A 21,742-nucleotide genomic window follows, 5' to 3' on the forward strand; every position below is an offset into this window, starting at 1 on the left:
GCCTGCGAACATGACGACGCTCGGTGACCTGGTCTCGCTGCTGCACGGTTGGTACCCGCCCGCGACCGCGGAGTCCTGGGACGCCGTGGGCCTCGTGTACGGCGACCCGGCGGCGCCGGTGCGCAAGGTGCTCTTCGCCGTCGACCCCAGCCCGGAGGTGGCGCACGAGGCCGCCGACTGGGGCGCGGACCTGCTGGTCACCCACCACCCGCTCTTCCTCAAGCCCGTGCACGGGTTCGCCGCCACCACGCCCAAGGGACGCACCCTGGCCACGCTGGCCGGCGCCGGCTGCGCGCTGCTGGCCGCGCACACCAACGCCGACCAGGCGATCGGGGGAGTCTCCGAGGCGCTGGCCCACGCGCTGGGCCTGACCGGGCTGAGCCCGATCATCGCGGCCGACGCGGACGCGCTCGACAAGATCACCACCTACGTCCCGCGCGGCGACGCCGAGCGGGTGCGTGAGGCGCTCGCCGCGGCCGGGGCGGGTGCGATCGGCGACTACGACCACTGCTCGTTCAGCACGCCGGGCGAGGGCCGCTTCCGGCCGCTGCCCGGCGCCCAGCCGGTCGTCGGCTCCGTCGGCGGGCTCGAGGTCGTCGACGAGGTGCGCGTGGAGGCCGTCCTGCCGCGCTCGCGGCGCGGCGGCGTCGTCACCGCGCTGCTGGCCGCCCACCCCTACGAGGAGCCCGCCTACGACGTCGTCGAGCTGGCCGACCCCGGGCTGGCCGAGACCGGCACCGGCCGGGTCGGGGACGTCGCGCCGACCACCCTGCGCGGCTTCGCTGAGCGGGTCGCGGCCAGCCTGCCGCAGACCGCGCACGGCGTCCGGGTCGCCGGCGACCCCGACCGCGTCGTACGGCGGGTGGCGGTCTGCGGCGGCGCGGGGGACTTCCTGCTGGACCGGATGGCCACCAGCGACGTGGACGTCTACCTGACCAGCGACCTGCGCCACCACCCCGCCTCGGAGTTCGTCGAGAAGGGCGGGCCGGCGCTGGTCGACGTGGCGCACTGGGCCGCGGAGTGGACCTGGCTGCCGGTGGTGGCGGCTCGGGTGGCCGCGGCGCTGGGCGAGGGCGGTGCGGGGGATACGGTGGAGACCCGCGTGAGCACCCTGCCCACCGACCCGTGGCGGTTCCGGCTGTGAGTCGCCGACCCGCCCGCCACCACCGTGCCACCCCCTGATCGAGGAGCCGACGCTGAAAGCCGACCCGTTCGCCCAACTCAAGCTGCTCGACGTGCAGGAGCTCGACGCCCGCATCGCGCGGCTGACCCACCAGCGCCGCACCCTGCCCGAGATCGCCGAGATCGCGAAGCTGCAGCAGACGCGCACCGGGCTGGACAACCAGGTCCGCGACGCCCGGATCGTGGTCGACGACCTGAGCGTGGACCAGAAGAAGGCCGACCGTGACGTGGAGCTGGTCAAGACCCGTCGACGCCGCGACAGCGAGCGGATGGACCAGGGGCTGATCACCAACCCCAAGGACCTCGCCCGGATGCAGACCGAGCTGGTCTCCCTGGACCGCCGGATCAACAGCCTCGAGGACGAGGAGCTGGAGATCATGGCGCGCCTGGAGGACGCCCAGCGCGACCTGGACCGCCTCACCGGTGAGCTGGCCGTGATCGACGAGCGGCTGGCCGAGCTGGCCGCGGCCCGCGACGAGCGGACCCGGGAGATCGACGCGGACCTCGAGGCCGTGCGCTCCTCGCGCGCCGCCGAGGCCGAGGGCCTCCCCGAGGACCTCGTGACGCTCTACGACAAGCTGCGCGAGAAGCACGGCGGGGTCGGCGCCGCGGCGCTGCGGGCCCGCCAGTGCGGCGGCTGCCGGCTGACCGTGGACGCCGCCGAGCTGGCCGTGATCAAGGCGGCGCCCTCCGATGAGGTGATCCGCTGCGAGGAGTGCTCGCGCATCCTGGTCCGCACCGACGAGTCGGGCCTGTGAGCGCTGGCTCCGGCCAGGGTTCGGGACTGCCCACGCACGAGGCCGTCGTCGTCGAGGCCGACGGCGGCTCCCGCGGCAACCCCGGTCCCTCGGCGTACGGCGCCCTGCTCAAGGACGCCCGCACCGGTGCGGTGATCGCGGAGGCCGCCGAGACGCTGGGCGTTGCGACCAACAACGTCGCGGAGTACTCGGGCCTGATCGCCGGGCTCAAGCTCGCCGAGCAGTTCGCCGCCGGGGCGCAGGTCGAGGTGCGGATGGACTCCAAGCTGGTCGTCGAGCAGATGTCGGGGCGGTGGAAGATCAAGCACCCCTCGATGCGGCCGCTGGCCGAGCAGGCGCGTCGACTGGCGCCGCCCGGCACGACGTACACCTGGATCCCGCGCGCCAAGAACAGCCACGCCGACCGGCTCGCCAACGAGGCGCTCGACGGCAAGCGGAACGGGATCACCGCCGCCGGGATCGACCCCGACCAGGGCCTCGACGACCCCGAGCTCTCCGACCCCGACACCCAGCCGGCACGCGGCTGGGCCGCCACCGGCGACAAGCCGACGACGGTCGTGCTGGTGCGCCACGGCGTCACCGAGCACACCTCGGCCAAGAGGTTCTCCGGAGGCCTCGGCGGCGACAACCCCGGTCTCAGCGACGAGGGCCGCGCCCAGGCCCGGGCCACCGCCGAGTGGCTGGCGCCGCTGGTCGAGGACATCGACGCGATCGTCTCCTCGCCGGTGCGGCGCACCCTGGAGACCGCACAGATCATCGCCGACTTCCTCGACGAGGGCGCGCCGCGCGAGGTCGAGGTCGAGCCGGGGTTCGCGGAGATGGAGTTCGGCACCTGGGACGGGCTGACCTTCGCCCAGATCGCCCGTCGGCACCCGAGCGAGCTGGACGCCTGGCTCGGCTCGATGGACGTGGCCCCCGGCGGCGGCGAGTCGTTCCGCACCGTCGAGAAGCGGGTCCTGGCCGGGCTGCACCGGCTGCTGACCCGCCATGCCGGCAAGACGGTGGTCGTGGTCAGCCACGTCACCCCGATCAAGACGCTGGTGGCCGACGCGCTGCGCGCACCGCTGGAGTCGGTCTACCGGATGGAGCTCTCGCCGGCGTCGGTCACCGTGCTGTCGTACTTCCTCGGCGGGCACGACGGCGACGAGTCGATGGCATCGATGCGCCTGTACAACGCTCGGCCGGCGGACCACCCCGCCCTGAGATAGTCGTCACAGCGGGGCGCCGATGCCGAGGGCTCGGCGCCCCGTTTGTCCGTGCCGCGCCGGGGAATCGTGAGGTGCCACATCCCCTACCGACAGGCGGCGCCATGGACCGGATCCTCGACCCGTCGGAAGGGGCAGCGGCGGCGTCGCCGGCCACGGTCCGCGTCCGTAGGACCTTCGACGACGGCCCGCCGCCGATGCCGCAGATCGACGCCGACCCCCGCAAGATCGGGGCAGTCAGCGTCGCGGTGGCGCTGGCCGCCGCCGCCGAGGCTCACCCCACGGCGACCCCGGCGCAGATGGCCTCCCTGGCCGGCGCCGCGCTCGCGGACCGCTTCGTCGGGGACTCCCCACCCCGGGCGGCGGCGGAGGTGGGCGAGATCTTCCTCGAGGCCCACCGCGTCCTGGGCGGGCGGGCACGGCTGGTCTCCGTCGCGGAGGATGCCGTCGAGGTGATGGTGCTCGATTGCCCCCTGGGAGCCTCCGGCCCGGGCAGCGAGACGCTGTGCCACGTGGTGAGCGGTCTCGCCGGCCGGCTGGGCGCCCGCCTCAACGGAGTCGCCACCGTCGCGCTGGAGCGGCCCATCGAGGGTGAGACGGGGGAGTGTCACCTGCAGATCTGGCTCGGCTCCCGGGGCCAAGAGGAGGGCGAGACGCACCGCTGGCCGCCCACCGCTGCCCGGCACGAGGGCCCGACGCCGCACCTCGACCTCTCGCTCAGCCTGCCCCGGGAGAGCGTGAGCGTGCCCGTGGTGCGCCGGCTCGCGGCCCAGGCGCTCCAGGCCTTCGGGGTCGTCGACTCCGACATCGACGACGTCCAGCTCGCGATCACCGAGGCCTGCGCCAACGTGATCGACCACGCCATGGAGACCGACACCTACGACGTGAAGGTCGAGCTGGCCGCCGACCGGTGCGCGATCATCGTCGTCGACAGCGGCAGCGGCTTCGACGCGAGCTCGGTCCCACGCACGGCCGAGGAGTCGGCCGAGGCGGGACGCGGGCTCACCCTGATGCGGGCGCTGGTGGATCGGCTGCACTTCCGCGACGAGCCGCAGTCCGGCGCGGTCGTGCACATGGTGAAGTCGCTGTCCTACGACGCCACGCATCCGCTGTGGCAGGGCTCCGAGGGCTGAGCGGCCCTCAGACGTCGCCGACGACCACGTCGAGCTGGGTGCCGCGCGGTCCGGGGGTGCCGAGCTCGACCACCCAGCCCAGGTCGCGCAGCACCTCGGCGAGCGCCGCGGGGGTGCGCGGCGCGCGGCCGTCCTCCATCAGGGCCCGCACGATGCGGCCCTTGGTCGCCTTGTTGAAGTGGCTGACCACCTTGCGGACCCCGTCGACCTCGTGCAGCACCCGCACCGTCGCCACCCGCGCCGCGAGCTCCGGCCCGGGGCGCCAGAACGCGGCGTACATCCCGGAGCGCAGGTCGACCAGCAGGCCCTCGCCGAGCGCCTCGACCGCGGCCGCGCCCAGGTGGGCGCGCCACAGCGCCGCCACCGAGCCGACGCCCGGCAGCGTCGCGTCGCCGGAGAGCCGGTAGGCGGGGATCGCGTCACCGGGACGGACGAGCCCGAACAGCGACGAGGTGACCGCGACCCGGGCACCGGCCCGGCGCTTGGCTGCGGTCGAGAGCGTCGCGAAGTCGAGCGCCTCGTAGAGCACCCCGGTGTAGACCTTGTCGGCTCGAGCGGTCGGGGCCTCACGGAGCTCGGCGTTGCGCTGCACGAGGTCCAGCTGGGTCGCGCCCAGACCGAGCACCTTCGCGGCCTCCTCGGTGGGGCCGTCGCACAGCTTGACCAGGGCGTCGAGGACCTCCTGGCGAGCGTCGGTGAGTCCCGGGAAGCCGAGGGTGTCGAGGGCGAGGGGGCGGCCCCGGCGGGGCGCGGCCTTGCCTTCGCTGGGCGGCAACAGGATCAGCACGACCGACAGGGTAGGCGGTGCGGCCGCGCGGCCGGCGGCGTGGGTCGAGTGGAGCGCAGCCTGCGTTTTGTTACCCAATTGTGGGGATCCTTTACCTTCCTGGTCGATGAGCGCGGCCTACCCGCGGGTAGAGAAAGGGTCCACGCCGTACCCGCACCGCTAATTCCTCAGGACCCGCCATGACCTGCCCCTCATCCACGTCCCTGTCCACCATGCTCGAGTTCCTCGAGGCCCGCGCGCGTGAGGACGAGGAGGCGGCCTGTGCCGACGGGTCGGCCGACCTGGTCCTCGTCGACGGCAGCCGGATCACGCTGGCCGGCGTGGAGCGGGTCCGCAGCCAGGGCGAGGACCCGCGCACCCACCGTCGCCTGCACGCGCTGCAGATGCGCGCCGAGCTGTACGCCGACCACCCCGACTACCGCGAGGAGTGGCGCCCCGGCACGCGGCGCGCCGAGGCTCCTCGATCGCGGGCACGGCGCCGCCAGGTGGCGGACCACGCCAGGGACTGATTAGGCGCCGCTTCTGGTGCCCTTCGGGGCCCCGGTCGCGTTACCGTGATCAGGGTGGCTGCCACGACCGGCGGCGTCCGTGTTCTAGGAGCGGCATGCAGGAGTCCTCGGGCGCGTTCGAGGGGGAGGGCTCGTCTCCGGCGTGGGACGAGATCTCCTTCGACGAGCTCATGCGCATGGCAGGTCAGCAGGTCGACGGCGCCACGAGCGGCGAGGGCCGCTGGCACTCGCTGGTCGACGCCCTCGCCACCCTGGGTGACGATCTGTCGCTCTCCCAGCTGCTGGACCATGTGCTCGCGGTCGCCGCCCACCTCACCCGGGCCCGCTCCGCGACGCTGACGATCGCCGACGGCGCGGTGGGGCAGCGGGTGCTGGCCAGCCACGGTCCCGCCGTCGACGAGGTGGCGCGCATCCGGGGCGCGGCGCAGACACCGCACCCACCCCGGCGCCCCTTCCTGCGGGTCCCGCTCCGGCTGGCCGAGAAGGTCCTCGGCACGCTCCACCTCACCGCCGCGCCCGGCGGCGGGTTCGGCGACGAGGACGAGCAGCTCGTGGCCGCTCTGGTCGCGGCCGCGGTGGTGGCGATCGACCACGCCCGGCTGCGCGAGGACGCGCTGCGCCGCGAGCGCTGGCTGGCGGCCGCTGCCGACCTCGCCACCGCGGTGCTCAGGCCCGACGCCGAGGACCTCGCCCTGCAGATCGTGGCGGACCGGGCCCGCGACCTGGCCGGGGCCGACGTCGCCTGGCTGGTCACCGGCCCCGACCCGGCCCACCTGCGGCTCCAGGTGGTCTCCGGTCTGCCCGCGCAGCCCGACGCGATGTCCGGGCTGGACTTCAGCAGGTCGCTCTCGCGCTGTGCCGCCGCCTGCGGGCGTCCCCTCGCCGTGCGGCGGCTGTCCCAGCACCCGCGTGCCGTGGACGTCAGCCGGGCCCTGGGCGGAGAGCCCGTCGCCGCCGGGATCGGCGTGCCGCTGCGCAGCGCGATCGGGTTTGAGGGCGTGGTCACGCTGGGCTGGTGCGCCGACGCCGACGCCGACGCCGACGCCGCCGCGGCCGTCCGACCGCCGGACGCGGCGCTGGTGGCGCTGCTGGCCGAGCAGGCGGCGCTGTCCCTGCACATCGCCCGCACCCGTCGCGCCGCGGAGAGGCTGGCGGTGCTGGAGGATCGGGACCGGATCGCCCAGGACCTGCACGGCCTGGTCCTGCAGCGGCTGTTCACCATCGAGCTGGAGCTGCAGGGCACGGCGTCACTGCACGACCACGTGGAGATGGGACGCCGCCTGGGCCAGGCGATCGAGGAGATCGACACCACGATCCGCGACCTCCGCGCCGCCGTGTTCGGTCTCCGCTCGGCGCCTTCGACTCGGCTGGGCGAAACCGGCCGGGAGTAGCCTCGAAGAGCGACCTCCGCTCGGGAAGGACCCACCATGCGCCGCACAGCCTCGACCCTCACCGCCGCCCTGATCCTCGTCCTGGGAGCCTCCGCCTGTGGCGAGGACGACTCCGTCAGCGACAGTGAGCGCGACCGCGCCGGAGAGGTCGCCCTCGAGGAGGTCGGCGAGGGCCGCGTCACCGAGGTGGAGAAGGGAGACGGTGACGACCCCTACGCCTACGTCGTCGAGGTGACGCTCGACAACGGCGAGGACGTCGAGATCCAGCTCGACGAGGACTACGAGGTGCTCAACCCCAGCAGCTGAGGGGCGTGCCCGCTCAGAGGCTGGCCTCCCAGCCGTCGTAGTCCCCGCCGTGGTGGGCGGCAGCGACCGCCTCGAAGAAGCTGCGCGCCCTGTCGACCGTCTCGGAATCGACGACCGCGCCGTGCGCCTCTGCGATCACGATCCACTCCGGACCGCCGCCGGCGGACCGGTCCACCCGTTGCAAGCCCCAGCCGGCGGCGCTGATCTGTGCCGCGGCGGTGCGGGCCGCGTCTTCGCCGGCGAAGTAGAGGTAGTGGATCCAGTGCCGCCCGACGCTCGGCTCGCTGGGCGCAGCGGGCGGCTCGGTCACCGGCTTCCTCCTGAAGATGCCCATGGCTCACCCTCCCACTGCCCCGAGCCGCGGGGGGCAGCGACCGTTCGGAAGGAAAACACGTCGGCGCCCACGCCTGGAGCAGCCTGGCGGGGCTCGCGTTTTCCTTCTGAACGGTCGTCCACCAGCCGTCCCCCGCGCGGCCCGGCGGCACCGTGATTGCGGGCCGGGAAACCTGCGGCGATAACATTCGCGCTCCGCCCAGAGAGGACCCCGCATGGCCACTGATTACGACGCATCCCGCAAGACAGAGGACGAGCAGAAGGAAGAGAGCCTGGAGGCTCGACGCCTCACCTCGGGCGAGCAGGACAAGACCTCGGGGAAGGTGGACGAGGACGAGGCCGAGCTGGCCGAGTCGTATGAGCTTCCGGGCGCGGATCTCTCCCACGAGACGCTCTCCATCGAGGTCACGCCGATGCAGGCCGACGAGTTCACCTGCACCGGCTGCTACCTGGTCCAGCACGGCTCGCGACGCTCGGCGCCGGGCTCGGACCTCTGCAGCGACTGCGACTAGCACGACAGCGAGCCCCAGCTCAGCGCATTGCCCGTGAACGCGCCACGGATCGAGCGGAGGTAGGGACGGCCTCACGCTCAATCCGGGTCCGCGCTGCGGTGCGTGAGGGCCGCAGGAACGTAGGCTCGCGCGTGCCGCACCCGCACCGAACGCTGACCGAGGAGGCGCCGTGCCCCACGCCGCAGATCGATTCCGCACGATTCTGCCCGGATCGGGCCGCGCGGCCCTCGGGGCCACCCTCGCCGGCGGGGTGCTGACCGGCCTCGCGTCGGCCCCCGACCGGATCGGGCGACTCTTCCGTCGGCGCTTCCCGACGGTGGCCGTCACCGGGATGACCGGGGTCGGCAAGACCCAGCTCGCCGATCGGCTCGCGCGGCGCACCTCCGGCGACGGGGTGGCCGAGGTCGGCTCGGCGGTGATGGAACGGCGCACCCGGCGCTCGGCCCGCCTGCACGGCTTCCGGTTCCTGGTGGTGCCCGGCGACAACGCGGCGACGCGCCTGGGTGCCCTCGACGAGGTCTTCCACGACGAGCCCGTGGACGGGGTCATCCACGTCGTCGCCAACGGCCACGCCACGCCGCGGCGTACCGCGGGCACGACGGGGGCTGCGGTCGCGACCCGCGAGGAGCAGCTGACCGCGGAGCTCGAGGACTGGGCGATCACCGCGCACCGGATCGCCTCGATGGCGGTACGCCGCGACCGGCCGATCTGGCTGGTGATCGCGGTGACGAAGGCCGACCTGTACGCCGACGAGCTGGACGAGGTCGTCCGCTATTACTCCCCGGGCAGCGGCTCGCCGTTCGGCGACAAGATCGACGAGCTGCGGGCGCTGGCCGGCGGCGCGAGGCTCTCGGTCGACGTGCTCCCGGTGTCCAGCCAGGGCGGCGACCGGCACGCGGCCATCTCCGCCAAGAGGGCAGGCGCGATGGTGGATGCGCTGGCGGCTCGGCTGGAGCAGCTCAGCGGGCAGGTCTGAGCGGCTTCGGCGGCTTCGGCTGCTTCGGTGGCCTTGCCCGGGCGCGCTCGACCGCCGGGCCCACCCAGGCCCCCAGCGCGTCGGCGTCCGGAAGATCGGCCGCGGGGACCAGCACCACGCCGCCCATGGTGCGCGCCCCCATCATCGCCGGGCGGGCGCCTTGGGCGAGTGCCTCGTGGACTCCGTCCACGCCGACATGGACCATCAGGTCATCGGCGCCGGTACCGACGGCCATGTGGGTGTTGACGGTCCAGCACAGGCCACCGAACATCTTGATCTCGCGTACACCGTCCGCCCCGGCCGCCGCGAGGACCGCGGCCCGGATCCGCTCGGCCAGGCTCTCGTCGTAGGTCATCGGGAGCCTGCGTCCTCACTCGCCCGGCGCAGCGTCGTAGGCGGGATCGTGGGAGGACACCTGGCGCGCCCGGGCCAGGTGCCCGCCCAGGTAGGAGCCGACTCCCGCGATCGTCGCGCCGGCCAGCGCGAGCCGCGCCCCGGCGCGCTGCCGGCCCCGGCGGCGGGCGGTCCAGGACGCCGCGTAGGTGAGGACCGCGGCGGCGTTGGTGGCCGCATGCACCACGCCGACCCGCTGCTCGCGCGGGCCGGCACTCGACCACTCGGCCCACCCGGTCCAGGCGGTGGGAACGACGAACAGCAGGCCGGTGCCGACGAGTCGCCGCGCCGCCGCCGCGGACCCGGGGCCTCCGAACAGGTCCAGCACCGTGGCGGAGGTCCAGGTGCCGAGGACGACGTCGGTGAGCGCGGGATGGACCGCGTGCCCGAGCCAGTCGCCGCGCAGCACCGAGCCTCGCGTGCCCGTCCCGAACTCGGCGCGGATCGAGGGCTCGATGGCCTGTACCGCACGGTCGAGGGCCACGGTCTCCTCGAGGCGCAGCGTCCAGCGAACGATGGCTGGGGGGCGTTCGATCGAGCTCATCGGCTTCTCCTCGCGCACGGCGCCGTTCTGATTCACGGTGCCCTGCACCACCGCATCGGTCAACCGGGAAACAGCCCGTCCCGTTGCGATGACTTTCCGGCCCGCCCGAGGTCAGGCTGAGGAGAGGGCGAGATCGGCCCGCGGGGGGATCACGCCGCGAGGAGCCGAGGAGGCAGCCTGAGCCATGGAGGACACCGACCCGATCATGCTGCTCGCGACCACCGATGCGGTCTCGCGCGAGGTCATCGGCGGTGAGCTGCGCCGTCGCTACGGCGGCGACTACGAGGTGGTCGTCTGCGCGAGCTACGCCCACGCGCGCGCGATCCTCGAGGGGCTGCGGCGCTGGCAGCGGGCGGTCGCGCTGGTCATCGGCTTCTACGGGCCGTAGACCCAGCCGGGTCAGGCGTCGGCGAGCACCCCAAGGACGGGCGCACCCCAGCGCTGGAGCTTCTGCGGGCCGACGCCGACGATGTCGAGCAGCTGGTCGGGGTCGCTGGGGTTCTGCTGCGCGATGCTGAGCAGGGTGCGCTCGTTGAGGATCAGGAACGGCGAGAGGCTGAGGTCGCGCGCCTGGTCGGAGCGCCACGCGTGCAGGGCGCCGTAGCGGGCCTGCGCGTCCGCGTCGAGGTCGCCCAGGACGAGCGGCGCGGGAGCCTTGCTCGCCCGGGTGCTGCGCTTGCGGCTGCGCTTGGTGCGGCCGCGACGACCACGGCGGCGGGAGGCGCGGGCGGCGCGCGGTGCCGCCCGCGCGGCCGGCGCCGCGGCCACCGGCGTCTCCTTGCGCAGCCGGAGGCTCACCTCGCCGTCCAGGAGCAGCGCCGAGGTATCGGTGAGGTGCAGCGTCTGCCGGCCGCGGACGTCGCAGGAGAGGTAGCCCTGCGCCACGAGCTGGCGGACCACGGCGCGCCACTCCTGTTCGGTGGTGGGGGAGCCCTCCCCGCGCAGCAGCTCGATGAGCGCCTCGACGCCGAGCACCTGCCGGCTCTGCGCGAGCCGCGCCACCGCGGTGAGCAGCTCCTGCGCGGGCACGGTCGCGTCGTAGTCCTCGGGCGGGCTCGTGCAGGTGTCGCAGTTCCCGCAGGCGGTCACGGTGGGCTGGCCGAAGTAGGTGAGCAGTTGGGCGCGCCGGCAGCGCATCGTCTCGCACAGCGCGAGCATCGCGTCCAGGTTCGCCGTCTGGACCTTGCGCTGGGCGGCGCCGCCGGGGGAGCGGGCGATGAACCCGCGCAGCCGCACCGCGTCCGCCGCGCCGTACGCCAGCCACGCGGTCGCCGGGGCGCCGTCGCGGCCCGCGCGGCCGGTCTCCTGGTAGTACCCCTCGACGGACTTGGGCAGGTCGAGGTGCGCGACGAACCGGACGTCGGGCTTGTCGATGCCCATCCCGAACGCGATCGTGGCCACCACGACGAGCGGCGACTCACGCTGGAAGCGGGCCTGGGTCTCGGCGCGGAGGGCCGTGGGCAGGCCCGCGTGGTAGGGCAGCGCCTCGATGCCCTGGCGGGTCAGGAAGGCCGCGGTCTCCTCGACGGAGCGGCGCGAGAGGCAGTAGACGATGCCGCTCTCGCCGGGGTGCTCGCGGGTGAGGAAGTCGAGGATCTGGGCGTGCGGATCGGTCTTCGCGACGATCCGGTACTCGATGTTGGGCCGGTCGAACGACGCCACGAACCGGCCGGCGTCGTCGTCACCGAGGCGCAGGTCGAGCCGGTCCGCGATCTCGGCGGCCGTTGCGGTGGTGGCGGTCGCGGTGAGCGCGATCCGGGGGACCTCCGGGAACTGCGCGGTCAGCCGCGAGATCGTCAGGTAGTCGGGCCGGAAGTCGTGCCCCCAGGACGCGACGCAGTGCGCCTCGTCGATCGCGATCACGCTGATCGGGGCCCGGCCCAGCAGCTCCAGGGTGCCGGGAGCCGCCAGCCGTTCGGGGGAGAGGTAGAGCAGGTCGAGCTCGCCCGCGGCGTAGGCGCGGACGACCTCGTCGCGCTCGGCCGGCGTCAGCGTGGAGTTCCAGAACGCCGCACGCACGCCGAGCGCCGCGAGTGCGGCGACCTGGTCCTGCATCAGCGAGATCAGCGGCGAGACCACGATCCCGGTGCCGGGGCGGACCAGCGTGGGGATCTGGTAGCACAGGGACTTGCCGCCGCCGGTGGGCATCAGCACCAGGGCGTCGCCGCCGGAGGTGACGGTGTCGACGATGGCGGCCTGTGGACCGCGGAACGCCTGGTGGCCGAAGGTGGTCCTCAGGACCTGGAGCGGAGTCAGGTCGGGGCGGCGCACGGGGACTACGGTCTCTTACCGTCGAGCGGGGACCTCGGCCGCCCTCGGGCGACCTGCATCTGGGCAGGTCAGCGGTGTGAGTAGGAGGGACTGGCCAAAGCAGCCCTCGGATCCCTCGGTGGCACCCGAGGCCGCAGGTGGCGAACCAGATCCTCGTGTCATCCTGCGTGAATGAATAGGCCCGGTGCATTGATCGCCGCCGTCACTCTCATGCTCACCATCCCGGCAGGGGTCTCCTCGGCTGAGGTAGTTACTCGTGAGGACAGGTTGAACGACGCTTCGGCCGGGGTTGACATTAAGAGCGCGCGATACGTGCATACGTCCGAGAAAGTAGCGGTCGCGGCCCATGTTCCGGGTCTTCGGCGGAACGGGACTGCCTCGCTCAGCATCTCGCGCTTCGAGATTTTCGAGGCTGGTTATGTCGTGGAGATCAGCAAGAGACGGGCACGAGCCGCACGCGCCAAGCTCCTGTATTTCGACCACTTCGATGCTGCCCCGCGTCGCTGTCGAGGTGTCGAAGGTAAGTGGGGGCAGGCGCGCATTCGGCTCGCCGTTCCCACTCGCTGTCTGCGGGGACACCGAGAGCCGGAGATCTTCGTTCAGTTCGGCATCAGTGACGGCCGCCGCATCGACCGAGCACCGGCCGTACGCCGACTACAGCGTGACTGATTCGGAGCGCGTACGAGGCCCCTCAGGGTGGCGGGGCCCGGCAGGATGCAGGCACTGTCAGGCGCGTGAGACGTACGCTGACAATCATGACCGTCCGGGTTAGTCGGGTGTTGCAGCACAGCGTCTGGGCGAGCCTCGTCAGCGATGACGCCCAGGCCCTTCGCGGTTGGCTGCTCCAACTCGGGTTCGCCGAAGACCTTCTGATTCCCGGTGAGCGTGTGGATGCCATTCACCACTGCCAGCTCGACTGGCCCGAGGGTGGGCGGATCCTGCTCTCAAGCACCGGTGAGCGACCCACACCGTGCCGGCCGGGCACCGCCTCGCTGCACGTGGTGACCGCAGATCCAGACGCGGTGTTGGCTCGCGCAATTTCACTGGACGCCAGAGTCGTGCGCGAGATCGTCGACCAGACCGACTATCCGTCGCGCGACTTCACGGTGGCTGACCCCGACGGCAACCATTGGACCTTCGCAACGTTCGCAGACTAGGCCAACACGGCAGGGGCGTCGCCGACTGATCGACTGCGCGGCTCCACGCTGATTCGCGGTGAATAGACGCTGTTTGATCCGCATCGTGCCAGGCAGACCTAAGGTCGTGACGTGAGAGAACTCCCCGTCCTCGATGCGACTGACCAGCGCATCCTCGGCAGCCTGCTGGAGAAGCAGACGACCGTGCCCGCCACCTATCCCCTTTCCGCGAACGCACTGATGTCGGCATGCAACCAGACGAGCAGCCGCGACCCCGTCACCGACCTCGACCAGCAGATCGTTGAACGGACCGCGAAGTCGCTCAAGGAACGCGGGCTATTGCGGATCGTGTGGTCCGACACCGGGCGCCGGACACTGAAGTACCACCAGATCCTCGACGAGCACCTCGCCCTCGAGCCCGACGAGCGGGCGCTGCTCACGGTGCTGCTGCTACGCGGCGCGCAGGCGCCGGGTGAGTTGCGCACCCGCACCGAGCGGTTGCACGGGTTCGCCGACCGGGGCCAGGTCGAGGAGTGCCTGCACCGGATGGCGAGCCGCCCGCAACCGCTGGTACGCGAACTCGAGCGCCGGCCGGGCCAGCAGGATCCTCGCTGGATCCACCTCCTGGGCGCCGTATCGGAGCAGAACTCAGGCGAAACGGCCCGAGCTGGGAGTGCCGACCCGTCACGCATCCGCGTCACGCAGATCTTCGCCGACCTCCACGTACCCGACCTCCCCGCCGCCAGGGGCTTCTACAGCGACTACCTCGGGTTAGCCGAAGAGGAGTTCAACCTGGGCTGGGTGGCCCGCCACACGTCGCCGGTATCCAGGGCGACGCTCCAGGTGATGACCAGCGATGCCACCGCGCCCGTGGACCCCGTGGTCTCGGTCATGGTCGACGACGTCGAAGCCGCCTACCGCCAAGCACAGGAGCGCGGGTACGAGATCGTGCATCCCCTGACAACCGAGGCATGGGGCGTGACTCGCTTCTTCGTCCGCGCTCCCGATGGCAACGTGCTCAACGTCGTTCAGCACCACGCAAGCTGAGGGCCTTGGATATCCGCGACGGAAAGACCCACATCTTGGAGTGCGCGACTTGCGGCAGATGAGTGCGTCCGGCCTGGCGTCAACCTGGGTACGGCTTGGAACGTCCGAGTAGCAGGGTGACGAAGCCGAGCGTGCCGCGGTAGCCCGCCAGCCACGCCCGACGATGCTCGATCGAGGTGGTCATGACCTGCTCACTGTCCGGCTCATCTGGGTGCTCCAGCGCCCAGCGCGCGAGCGCCCCGGTCCAGGACCACTCATATTCATCCCATTCCGACAGGGTGCTCACGTGCCCTTGTAAAGGTACCCAGCCGTTCGACGCCGCCGTCTCCACGCTAGTTGCCAGGTCGCCGTAGTCTTTGATCTCAGCACCGAGTATGTCCAGTACCTGCTGGGTCGGTGGCTGTTCCCAGAAGCACTCGCCCAGAAGCACCCGGCCGCCTGGGCGCAGGTGCTCGCCCATGGCCGCCAGGGTGGGCTCAAGGCCACCGAAGGCGTGCGTGGCACCTACGCTCAGGACGACGTCGAACAGGTCAGGGGCTGTCCACTCACGGGCGTCGGCGCGCACAAACTGAAGGCGCTGCGAGAGTCCTTCCTGTTCGGCCTGCTCACGTACCCGAGCGAAGCCCTCGCCGGACAGGTCGACTCCGACCGCGGTCAGCGATGGATTCTGGCGCAGGGCCCGCAGTAGCCAACTGCCGTCGCCGCAGCCTAGGTCGAGCACGCTGCCTTGGCCGCCGACTGCGAGACTGAGAAGGCGGTCAACGGTCTCCTCGCTCAAGGGTGAGGCGATCGGGTGATCGGCGTGGGCGAGATCATTGATCCGGGTCCGGTTCATCGCCGGACCCTATCGCTGGTCGTTGCGCCTGCCGGTCTTCATACGTAGTCGCACGTCGACAGGCAACGTGCGCTCAGCGGCAGAACCGCGCGGCCGGCAGACGGCGCTTAGACGCACCGGGCATACGCGCGGATCGCGGCTGCGGACGTTGATGCAAGCTGAGTGACGGGCGAGCTACGCGCCTCGATCTCCACGAGGACGGGCAAGTTGCTCGACGATCTCACGTCGGCTCGGCCCCGTGTGTGGGTGCATCAGGAGGCCCTCGACGACGAAGGCGCCGATTCGGTTCATCGCGTCCAGGTCGGCCTCTGCTACGCCGACTGCGCGGAAACCTTTGGCCATCAGCGAGTCCATGAGGTCGTGGAAGCTCTTGTGCCAGGCCTCGATGGCGGGCGAGGTGGAGGCTCTGGCGTGGACGTCCGTGACGAGCCGGTTGTACTGGTCGAGCTGCTCGACTGCCCACAGCACCTGGTCGACCCAGGGCTCGCCGGCGTGGAGGGAAGCGGTCGCCAGCGACTCGCTGAGGAGGTGGTCGAGTACGCCGACGAGAAGCGCGTCCTTGTCCTTGAAGTACCAGTAGATCGTGTTCGTCGTGACTCCGGCGCTTGCTGCGACTTTGGCCATGGAGGTGTTGTCGTAGCCGGCCTCGGTGAACAGTTCTGCTGCGGCATCGACGATCTCGGCGCGCTTCACCCCGGGGTCCTGCTGGCGGCGGTTTCGAGGCATGGGTCACCTTATCTTGACCGCGGTTCAAGAGTCGGCGAGGCTCTCTTGCGCGCCATTCAAGACGAGCCAGGAGTGCCAGTGCCAGAGCCGTCCGATCTCCCGTTCACCACCTCGGAGCAGACATTCCGATCCGAGGGGGCCGCGTGCGCGGCGCGCGTCTATCGCCCCAGCGCACACCCCTCGGCTGCGGACGACCCCAGGCCAGTCATCGTGATGGGTCACGGCTTCGGCGGTGTCCGGGCGCTGCGGCTCTATGCCTATGCCGAGCGCTTCGTCGCCTCCGGCTACCTGGTCGTGGTCTTCGACTACCGCGGGTTCGGGGAGAGCGAGGGCAGTCCCCGACAGGTGCTGGACGTCGCCATGCAGCTTCAGGACTGGCGGTCCGCGCTGGGCTTCGCCCGCGCACTGCCGGGTGCCGACCCCGAGCGGCTCATCGCATGGGGCACCTCGTTCGGCGGTGGCCACGTCATCACCCTGGCGGGACAGGGAGAGGGGCTAGCCGCGATCATCGCGCAGGTCCCGCACGTCAGTGGTCCCGCAGCGGTGCGGGCGACGGGCATCGTCGCGGCTCTGCGTCTCCTGCGCCCAGCTGTGCTCGACCAAGTAGCGGCATTGCGCCGACGAACTCCTGTCTACGTCGAGGCCGTGGGTGAGCCAGGCACGACCGCCGTCATGACCACCCCCGACGCCGCGCCAGGTCTCGCCCGGCAGATCGAGGCATCAGGTCTCGTCGAGGATGACTACCCCACCTACGTCGCAGCCCGGGTCACTCTCAAGATCGGCCTCTACTCGCCAGCCAGGTATGCAGATCGCGTGACCTGCCCCGCGCTGGTCCAGATCGCCGCCCACGACACCGTCACGCCCCGCCCAGTGGCCGAGAGAGCCGCCGCCAAGATGCCCCAGTCGACCGTGCGCGTCTACGACTGCGGGCACTTCGACCCCTACGTGGAACCCCACTTCGAGCAAGTTGTGAGCGACCAGCTGGACTTCCTGCGCGGCCAGGTCCCGGTGCAAGGCCTCCACTGAGGGGCAAGGCAGGCCGTTCGCTCACGGCAGACCCGTGCGTCCGGCCCCGGGGAGTGACGCGCTCTTCGCCGTAGTGCGGGCGTGCTCGACCGCTACCGTGACCGGGTGCTTCCAAATCCGACATCGAGACTTTGCTTCCGCGAGATGACCGATGCGGACCTGCCTGACATCGCGACCCTAAACATCGGCGGCTCCCGTGGCCCGGACGGGTGGATCGCCTGGAACCGTCGCAACTATGCAAACCACGGGTTCGGCCTCTGGATTATCGAGACCCACGCGGGGCTATTTGTCGGCGACTGCGGCTTGACCATGCAGGAAGTGGGCGGGCAGTGGTTCGTCGAAGCGGGTTGGCACGTCCGTTCCGACCTGCGGGGCCAGGGGCTAGCCACGGAAGCAGCCGTCGCGGTGCGAGACGCCGCTCGCACGGCCGGAGTTGAGCACTTGATCGCGATCATCCGGCCAGCCAATCTGGCCTCGCAGCGCGTGGCGACGAAGCTCGGACTTGTCCTCGAGCGCGAGGTTCACAAAATGGGTGGCCCGGCCTTGGTCTTCGGGGCAGGCCTTCAAGCGTGACTATCCGGATCTCAGTCTGTTCGTACGTCCGGCACGCGGCGGAATGACGCGCGTGGTGGACACCCGCAGCAATGGTTGAAGCTGGCGCCGAGACTATTGCCATGATGATGGACCCACAGAGCGCGAGCGACCCCTCGATGCTGCTCGAGGGGTTACTGGATCTCGTGCCTGCAGAGCTTTATCAGGAGCCTGGCGAGGTCTTCTACTCAGGCACCACTGCGTTCCAGCAGCCATCGCTGATCTATCTATTGGGGTTCAACCCGGGTGGGGACCCGTCGAACCCTTCACTGAGCCGCTACACGATCGGGGCCGATCTTCAGGCGTCCCGCGAGCTCGGACGACGTGACTGGTCCGGCTTCGATGACGACTGGCGCGTGTTCGGGCCGGGCGCCGTCGCGTTCCAAAGGCGCGTTCGGCACTTGATCGCGGCTTGTGGCATCGCTGATCTGCATAAGGTGCCGGCGAGTAACGCCATGTTCGTGCGCAGTACGCGCGTTGAGGCACTCGACACTCAGCGCGTGAAGGAACTCCTGCGTGCCTGCTGGGTGGTCCACGAGAGGGTCGTCTCGGCCCTGGGGGTCCGAGTGGTGGTCTGCTTTGGACAGGCCGCAGGGCAATGGGTCCGAGCCCAGGTCGGCGCGATCGACGAGGCTGCAAGCGACATCTTTGTCGAGATGAATGAACGCCGATGGCGGAGCACGACGCATCAAGGTCGAGATGGCATCCAGGTCGTGACGCTGACCCACCCGAGCGTGGTGGACTGGACGAACCCTCGAACGGATCCGACCGGTCTCGTCGTAAGAGCTCTGGAGCGCGCAAGACAGTAGTTGCATGGCTCGGATGGGCCGTCCGCTTCGCGGCGGAATCGGTCAGGCCAGGCTGACACCGTTAGCGCAGCGCACTCGTCAGTCCGCGCGCTGGCAAGTCGCTGTCCGCTTTCGCGAGCGAATCGCTTCGCGGGGCATCAAGATCACCTAGCATCGGCTCGTGTCCGACCCCGCGCACCTGCGACTACTTGTTCTGTCGGACCTGCATGCGACAGCGTCGGAGCCAGACGCGGGCGGCGCCACGCGTCTCAGCTTTCATGGCACTGCCGCGGGAGTGGATCGGATGTTCGGCGGTGTCAAGGCTGCCTTGACCAGCGCCGACGTCGGCAAGATCGATCTCGTGATCTGTGCGGGAGACCTAACCGATCGAGCCGATCCGACGGCCTTGACGCAGGTTTGGGCTCAGTTGTGCAAGCTGGCAGACGAACTCGACGCACCTCTCGTGGCCACAGCGGGCAATCATGACCACGACAGTCGTGCCAAGGACGGCAACGACCCGCGTCGGCTGCTGAAGGACTTGAACCCACCGTTCCCAGCGAGGGATGAGCGAGCGCGGCTTGAGTACTTTACTGACAACTTTGCTCGTGTCGACATAGCCGGAAAGACAATCGTCACCCTTAACTCTGGCGCATTGGGCGGGCTCACCGGCCCTGACGGAGACGAGTACAAGCACGGTCGTGTCCAGCCCAGTGACATGAATCGTCTTCGCGCGAGCCTCCAGAAGTTGCGGCCAGAGGGTGTCCGGGTCCTAGTGACGCATCACCACCCAGTCCAACTCCCGTCCATCGACTTAAACGAGTCGAGCCTGATCCGCGGGGTCGAGACGCTGTTGGAGGTGATCGACGACGACGGGCCCTGGCTAATCGTTCATGGCCACAAGCACCGTCCATGGATTCAGTACGCCCCAGGAGGAGGCGGCTCCGCGACACTCTTCAGTGCTGGAAGCTTCTCGGCGCCCTTGGACGGTGTGCTTGCGCAGAGCACGAAGAACCAGTTCTACGTCATCGAATTGCTCGAGGACACCGCGGCTTTCACCCTGGATCTCGGCGTCGCGGGCAACTTCCTGGCTTGGAGTTACAGTCCGCACGGAACGACGGCGTGGGTGCCGTCCGGACAGACTGATGGCCTTCCTGCGAAGGGTGGCTTCGGATGGAGGGCCGACCCATGGCGCCTCGCGGGCATCGCCGCGACTCACGTGCGTCAAGCAGGCACGGACCTAACCCTCGCTACGCTCCTCGAGCTGCAACCCCGCCTGCGGTACCTAGCCCCCGACGATCTCCGCAAGTTCACGCGGCACCTGAATGAGCTAGATCCTGCGATTGAAGCGCGACTGGATACGGAGGGCTGTCTCGAGAGACTCGTTCTGGTCGAGGCAAGGTCATGACAGATAGCGCCACCGCGTTGACGTCGCTGAACGCCATCAAGCTCAGTGCCCGAGAAGTTGCAGCAACCTTCGTGGCTCCTCCGTCGTTCGACGCGCTCCTCCATGCTGACAACGCGGTGTTGACGGGACCGCGAGGCAGCGGGAAGACCACGATGCTGAAGATGTTGACGTCGGAGGCACTCGAGCATTGGAGTGCGCTCGACGCCGACTTGGCGAGCGCAACAGTTCGGTCGGTCGGAGTCTTCGTAGGGGCGGATCGCACTTGGAACGAGCAATTGGCTATGCGCGGCCAAGGCCTCGATCAGGAGTCGCGTCTTGCCCTCACAAGCGCAGCGTTCACGACGCATGGCATGAAGGCCATCGTCGATGCAATGGATTACAGACTGCGTGGCGATCTGTCGATGACCACGCGTCCGCATCTTCGATTGGACGGCGACACACTCGATGAGCCCGCGCTGGCCCGCCGCATCTCGGACCTGTGCGAGCTAGACAAAACCGCAGTCTCGCTGCCGTCGCTGCGCTCTCTTCTTTCAGACCGCCTGGTGGAGATTGGGTCGCTCCGCAAGCGACTCCGTAGAGATTCAGAGCTCCGGCCGCCCACTTGGTGTGACCTCGATTTTTTGACTCTCGCAGACGTCGCTGTCGACGCGTGCAACCTTGCCGTTGGTCAACCGGGTCAGAAGTGGGCACTACTATTCGATGAACTTGAGCTCGCGCCCGCCTTCATCGTCGAGGAACTTCTAGGTGCGCTGCGAGGCGCGCAGCCTCGCCTGCTGTTCAAACTTTCCTTGGCTCCTGCGAATGAGCGATTTCAGGTCTTAGAGCAAGAGCATGGGCCCGTCGCCGGACAGGACTACGAACATGTCACACTGACGTATGCGCGAAAACGGCCCGCGATTCGTTTCGCGAAGTCTCTAGTTCAGTCCACGCTCAATCGGAACTCGGTAACGCCGACCCCTCCGATCGAACGTTTCCTTGGTTCGGGAAGCCTGGACTCAAGAGAGGATCTGACTGCTGAGGAGGTTACGCCCACTCGGGCGTATGAGGTTGGCTCCCGCCTTTGGCGCGCAATGGAGTCGCTGAGGGATCGCGACGAGTCCTTCGCCGAATACCTGAAAACCAATGGAATTGACCTGGATAATCTAGAGAAGCTGGACCCAGCGCGCCGCGCCGCACGCCTTCGCAAGATTCGTAATCTAGTAGTTGTGCGCGAATTCTTCCGCGGGGAGGACGGGAGGCGTCGGTCCCGAAAAAGCTTTGAGTTGTACACGGGAGCGGAGAGCATTTTAAGTTTGCCCGACGGCAATCCTAGGATGATCATCTCACTTGTCCGACAACTCTTTCCGACGATCGAAAACTCCGCCGCCCCCGGTCGCGTCAAGACTTCCACTCAGAGCGCAGCTATCGAGTCCGTACTTTTCCGATTTCTCGCCCTGCTTGATGCCCAGCAGGCCGTAGTTATCGAGGGTCGATCCGTCTCGTTGATGGATCTGGCGGATCGGATCGGAAATAGGCTAGCCCAGAAAGTCGTTGAGTTTCCCTTTAGTGACAACGTAGCCTTGACTCTTCGCGTAAACAAGTCGGTGCATCCACAAATCCAGAATCTCTTTGTCCGGGGAATCAATGCGGGCGCATTCGTTCACATTCCGCCTCGGCACGGGGGAGATCAACTTGCCGGAGAGATCGTCGGCAGACAATTCCGACTGTCGCATCTGCTCGCTACGAAGTATGGCCTGCCGATCCACCTGACTCCGTCCGCCTCACTGTCAGAACTGCTGCTGCCCGAGTGGAGAACGTCCGAATATCGGGAGGGGGGACGCGATGATGAGAAGCGTGAGGACATCGAAGCTACGCTGTTTGACCAGTGATCGGTCAAGGTCGTCTGTCC

24 protein-coding genes are annotated in these 21,742 nt (G+C 69.7%); 17 read left to right on the top strand and 7 right to left on the bottom strand.

Annotated elements, in window-relative coordinates; genetic code table 11:
- The first annotated feature begins 10 nt into the window (after positions 1–10).
- The 4 genes from AC6EI4_RS14975 to AC6EI4_RS14990 all read left to right on the top strand — a co-directional run bounded on the left by AC6EI4_RS14975 (position 11) and on the right by AC6EI4_RS14990 (position 4,278).
- A complete protein-coding gene (locus AC6EI4_RS14975) occupies positions 11–1,144 on the top strand; it encodes a Nif3-like dinuclear metal center hexameric protein (protein WP_498451935.1) in 1,134 nt (377 codons plus the stop codon).
- Positions 1,145–1,235: 91 nt separating this feature from the next.
- Complete coding sequence (locus AC6EI4_RS14980; protein WP_498451936.1) at positions 1,236–1,940, top strand: zinc ribbon domain-containing protein; 705 nt, start codon at positions 1,236–1,238, stop codon at positions 1,938–1,940.
- Positions 1,937–3,148 carry a bifunctional RNase H/acid phosphatase gene (locus AC6EI4_RS14985; RefSeq protein ID WP_498424534.1) on the top strand — a complete coding sequence of 404 codons (1,212 nt, stop codon included), beginning with the start codon at positions 1,937–1,939 and terminating at the stop codon, positions 3,146–3,148. The genes AC6EI4_RS14980 and AC6EI4_RS14985 overlap by 4 nt, the downstream gene beginning before the upstream one ends.
- A gap of 101 nt (positions 3,149–3,249) precedes the next feature.
- The gene (locus tag AC6EI4_RS14990; RefSeq protein WP_498424535.1) at positions 3,250–4,278 is read left to right on the top strand and encodes an ATP-binding protein; all 1,029 of its coding nucleotides are present in this window, start codon (positions 3,250–3,252) and stop codon (positions 4,276–4,278) included.
- Between the two features lie 7 nt (positions 4,279–4,285).
- Here AC6EI4_RS14990 and yaaA read toward each other — a convergent pair whose 3' ends face one another.
- Positions 4,286–5,065, bottom strand: a complete 780-nt coding sequence (yaaA, locus tag AC6EI4_RS14995) for a peroxide stress protein YaaA (protein ID WP_498424536.1) — start codon at positions 5,063–5,065, stop codon at positions 4,286–4,288.
- 179 nt (positions 5,066–5,244) lie between these two features.
- Between yaaA and AC6EI4_RS15000 the strand changes: the two genes are divergently transcribed.
- The 3 genes from AC6EI4_RS15000 (at position 5,245) to AC6EI4_RS15010 (ending at position 7,271) form a co-directional block, all read left to right on the top strand.
- Positions 5,245–5,574, top strand: coding sequence for a DUF6221 family protein (locus AC6EI4_RS15000; protein ID WP_498424537.1), 330 nt, complete (start codon positions 5,245–5,247; stop codon positions 5,572–5,574).
- Between the two features lie 95 nt (positions 5,575–5,669).
- Positions 5,670–6,965 (top strand): sensor histidine kinase, encoded by a 1,296-nt coding sequence (locus tag AC6EI4_RS15005; RefSeq protein ID WP_498451937.1) that lies wholly within the window; start codon positions 5,670–5,672, stop codon positions 6,963–6,965.
- A 36-nt stretch (positions 6,966–7,001) separates the two neighbouring features.
- Positions 7,002–7,271, top strand: a complete 270-nt coding sequence (locus AC6EI4_RS15010; RefSeq protein ID WP_498424539.1) for a PepSY domain-containing protein — start codon at positions 7,002–7,004, stop codon at positions 7,269–7,271.
- A gap of 13 nt (positions 7,272–7,284) precedes the next feature.
- Here the strand turns inward: AC6EI4_RS15010 and AC6EI4_RS15015 are convergent, their stop codons facing one another.
- Positions 7,285–7,581 carry a ribonuclease E inhibitor RraB gene (locus AC6EI4_RS15015; protein WP_498451938.1) on the bottom strand — a complete coding sequence of 99 codons (297 nt, stop codon included), beginning with the start codon at positions 7,579–7,581 and terminating at the stop codon, positions 7,285–7,287.
- A 238-nt stretch (positions 7,582–7,819) separates the two neighbouring features.
- Between AC6EI4_RS15015 and AC6EI4_RS15020 the strand changes: the two genes are divergently transcribed.
- Together AC6EI4_RS15020 and AC6EI4_RS15025 are read left to right on the top strand one after the other, a co-directional pair.
- Positions 7,820–8,116 carry a DUF4193 domain-containing protein gene (locus tag AC6EI4_RS15020; protein WP_498424544.1) on the top strand — a complete coding sequence of 99 codons (297 nt, stop codon included), beginning with the start codon at positions 7,820–7,822 and terminating at the stop codon, positions 8,114–8,116.
- 169 nt (positions 8,117–8,285) lie between these two features.
- Entirely contained in the window at positions 8,286–9,092 is an 807-nt protein-coding gene (locus AC6EI4_RS15025) for a DEAD/DEAH box helicase family protein (RefSeq protein ID WP_498451939.1), read from the top strand.
- On the opposite strand, the gene AC6EI4_RS15030 is transcribed toward AC6EI4_RS15025, so the two are convergent.
- A complete protein-coding gene (locus AC6EI4_RS15030) occupies positions 9,076–9,447 on the bottom strand; it encodes a TfoX/Sxy family protein (RefSeq protein ID WP_498451940.1) in 372 nt (123 codons plus the stop codon). The two genes, AC6EI4_RS15025 and AC6EI4_RS15030, sit on opposite strands and share 17 nt — an antisense overlap.
- 15 nt (positions 9,448–9,462) lie before the next feature.
- The gene (locus AC6EI4_RS15035; RefSeq protein WP_498451941.1) at positions 9,463–10,029 is read right to left on the bottom strand and encodes a DUF2231 domain-containing protein; all 567 of its coding nucleotides are present in this window, start codon (positions 10,027–10,029) and stop codon (positions 9,463–9,465) included.
- Positions 10,030–10,213: 184 nt separating this feature from the next.
- Here AC6EI4_RS15035 and AC6EI4_RS15040 point away from each other — a divergent pair, with 184 nt between their 5' ends.
- Positions 10,214–10,417, top strand: coding sequence for a response regulator (locus AC6EI4_RS15040; RefSeq protein ID WP_498451942.1), 204 nt, complete (start codon positions 10,214–10,216; stop codon positions 10,415–10,417).
- 11 nt (positions 10,418–10,428) lie between these two features.
- Here AC6EI4_RS15040 and AC6EI4_RS15045 read toward each other — a convergent pair whose 3' ends face one another.
- Positions 10,429–12,300, bottom strand: coding sequence for a RecQ family ATP-dependent DNA helicase (locus tag AC6EI4_RS15045; protein WP_498451943.1), 1,872 nt, complete (start codon positions 12,298–12,300; stop codon positions 10,429–10,431).
- 755 nt (positions 12,301–13,055) lie between these two features.
- On the opposite strand from AC6EI4_RS15045, the gene AC6EI4_RS15050 reads away from it, so the two are divergent.
- Both AC6EI4_RS15050 and AC6EI4_RS15055 read left to right on the top strand, forming a co-directional pair.
- A complete protein-coding gene (locus tag AC6EI4_RS15050) occupies positions 13,056–13,457 on the top strand; it encodes a VOC family protein (RefSeq protein ID WP_498451944.1) in 402 nt (133 codons plus the stop codon).
- A 111-nt stretch (positions 13,458–13,568) separates the two neighbouring features.
- Positions 13,569–14,483 (top strand): DUF480 domain-containing protein, encoded by a 915-nt coding sequence (locus AC6EI4_RS15055; RefSeq protein WP_498451945.1) that lies wholly within the window; start codon positions 13,569–13,571, stop codon positions 14,481–14,483.
- Positions 14,484–14,562: 79 nt separating this feature from the next.
- Here AC6EI4_RS15055 and AC6EI4_RS15060 read toward each other — a convergent pair whose 3' ends face one another.
- Positions 14,563–15,318, bottom strand: coding sequence for an SAM-dependent methyltransferase (locus AC6EI4_RS15060; RefSeq protein ID WP_498451946.1), 756 nt, complete (start codon positions 15,316–15,318; stop codon positions 14,563–14,565).
- Between the two features lie 174 nt (positions 15,319–15,492).
- Positions 15,493–16,011: a TetR/AcrR family transcriptional regulator gene (locus tag AC6EI4_RS15065; RefSeq protein WP_498451947.1), complete on the bottom strand. Its 519-nt coding sequence runs from the start codon at positions 16,009–16,011 to the stop codon at positions 15,493–15,495.
- Between the two features lie 111 nt (positions 16,012–16,122).
- Here AC6EI4_RS15065 and AC6EI4_RS15070 point away from each other — a divergent pair, with 111 nt between their 5' ends.
- The 5 genes from AC6EI4_RS15070 to AC6EI4_RS15090 all read left to right on the top strand — a co-directional run bounded on the left by AC6EI4_RS15070 (position 16,123) and on the right by AC6EI4_RS15090 (position 21,722).
- Positions 16,123–17,070, top strand: coding sequence for an alpha/beta hydrolase (locus AC6EI4_RS15070; RefSeq protein WP_498451948.1), 948 nt, complete (start codon positions 16,123–16,125; stop codon positions 17,068–17,070).
- Positions 17,071–17,151: 81 nt separating this feature from the next.
- Positions 17,152–17,643: a GNAT family N-acetyltransferase gene (locus tag AC6EI4_RS15075; RefSeq protein ID WP_498451949.1), complete on the top strand. Its 492-nt coding sequence runs from the start codon at positions 17,152–17,154 to the stop codon at positions 17,641–17,643.
- Positions 17,644–17,744: 101 nt separating this feature from the next.
- On the top strand, positions 17,745–18,470 hold the full coding sequence (locus AC6EI4_RS15080; protein ID WP_498451950.1) for a hypothetical protein: 726 nt from the start codon (positions 17,745–17,747) through the stop codon (positions 18,468–18,470).
- A gap of 160 nt (positions 18,471–18,630) precedes the next feature.
- Positions 18,631–19,854, top strand: coding sequence for a metallophosphoesterase family protein (locus tag AC6EI4_RS15085; protein ID WP_498451951.1), 1,224 nt, complete (start codon positions 18,631–18,633; stop codon positions 19,852–19,854).
- Positions 19,851–21,722, top strand: coding sequence for an ORC-CDC6 family AAA ATPase (locus AC6EI4_RS15090; RefSeq protein WP_498451952.1), 1,872 nt, complete (start codon positions 19,851–19,853; stop codon positions 21,720–21,722). Before AC6EI4_RS15085 ends, AC6EI4_RS15090 begins: the two co-directional genes overlap by 4 nt.
- Positions 21,723–21,742: the final 20 nt, after the last annotated feature.

Source organism: Nocardioides sp. Z43_10 (genome assembly GCF_059766615.1).

Coding starts and splice junctions, on each gene's coding strand:
- AC6EI4_RS15040 (WP_498451942.1), top strand. CDS start 10,214: ATGGAGGACACCGACCCGATCATGCTGCTCGCGACCACCGATGCGGTC.
- AC6EI4_RS15010 (WP_498424539.1), top strand. CDS start 7,002: ATGCGCCGCACAGCCTCGACCCTCACCGCCGCCCTGATCCTCGTCCTG.
- AC6EI4_RS15030 (WP_498451940.1), bottom strand. CDS start 9,447: ATGACCTACGACGAGAGCCTGGCCGAGCGGATCCGGGCCGCGGTCCTC.
- AC6EI4_RS15020 (WP_498424544.1), top strand. CDS start 7,820: ATGGCCACTGATTACGACGCATCCCGCAAGACAGAGGACGAGCAGAAG.
- AC6EI4_RS15090 (WP_498451952.1), top strand. CDS start 19,851: ATGACAGATAGCGCCACCGCGTTGACGTCGCTGAACGCCATCAAGCTC.
- AC6EI4_RS15080 (WP_498451950.1), top strand. CDS start 17,745: ATGATGATGGACCCACAGAGCGCGAGCGACCCCTCGATGCTGCTCGAG.
- AC6EI4_RS14975 (WP_498451935.1), top strand. CDS start 11: ATGACGACGCTCGGTGACCTGGTCTCGCTGCTGCACGGTTGGTACCCG.
- AC6EI4_RS15060 (WP_498451946.1), bottom strand. CDS start 15,318: ATGAACCGGACCCGGATCAATGATCTCGCCCACGCCGATCACCCGATC.
- AC6EI4_RS15005 (WP_498451937.1), top strand. CDS start 5,670: ATGCAGGAGTCCTCGGGCGCGTTCGAGGGGGAGGGCTCGTCTCCGGCG.
- AC6EI4_RS14990 (WP_498424535.1), top strand. CDS start 3,250: ATGGACCGGATCCTCGACCCGTCGGAAGGGGCAGCGGCGGCGTCGCCG.
- AC6EI4_RS15035 (WP_498451941.1), bottom strand. CDS start 10,029: ATGAGCTCGATCGAACGCCCCCCAGCCATCGTTCGCTGGACGCTGCGC.
- AC6EI4_RS15000 (WP_498424537.1), top strand. CDS start 5,245: ATGACCTGCCCCTCATCCACGTCCCTGTCCACCATGCTCGAGTTCCTC.
- AC6EI4_RS15050 (WP_498451944.1), top strand. CDS start 13,056: ATGACCGTCCGGGTTAGTCGGGTGTTGCAGCACAGCGTCTGGGCGAGC.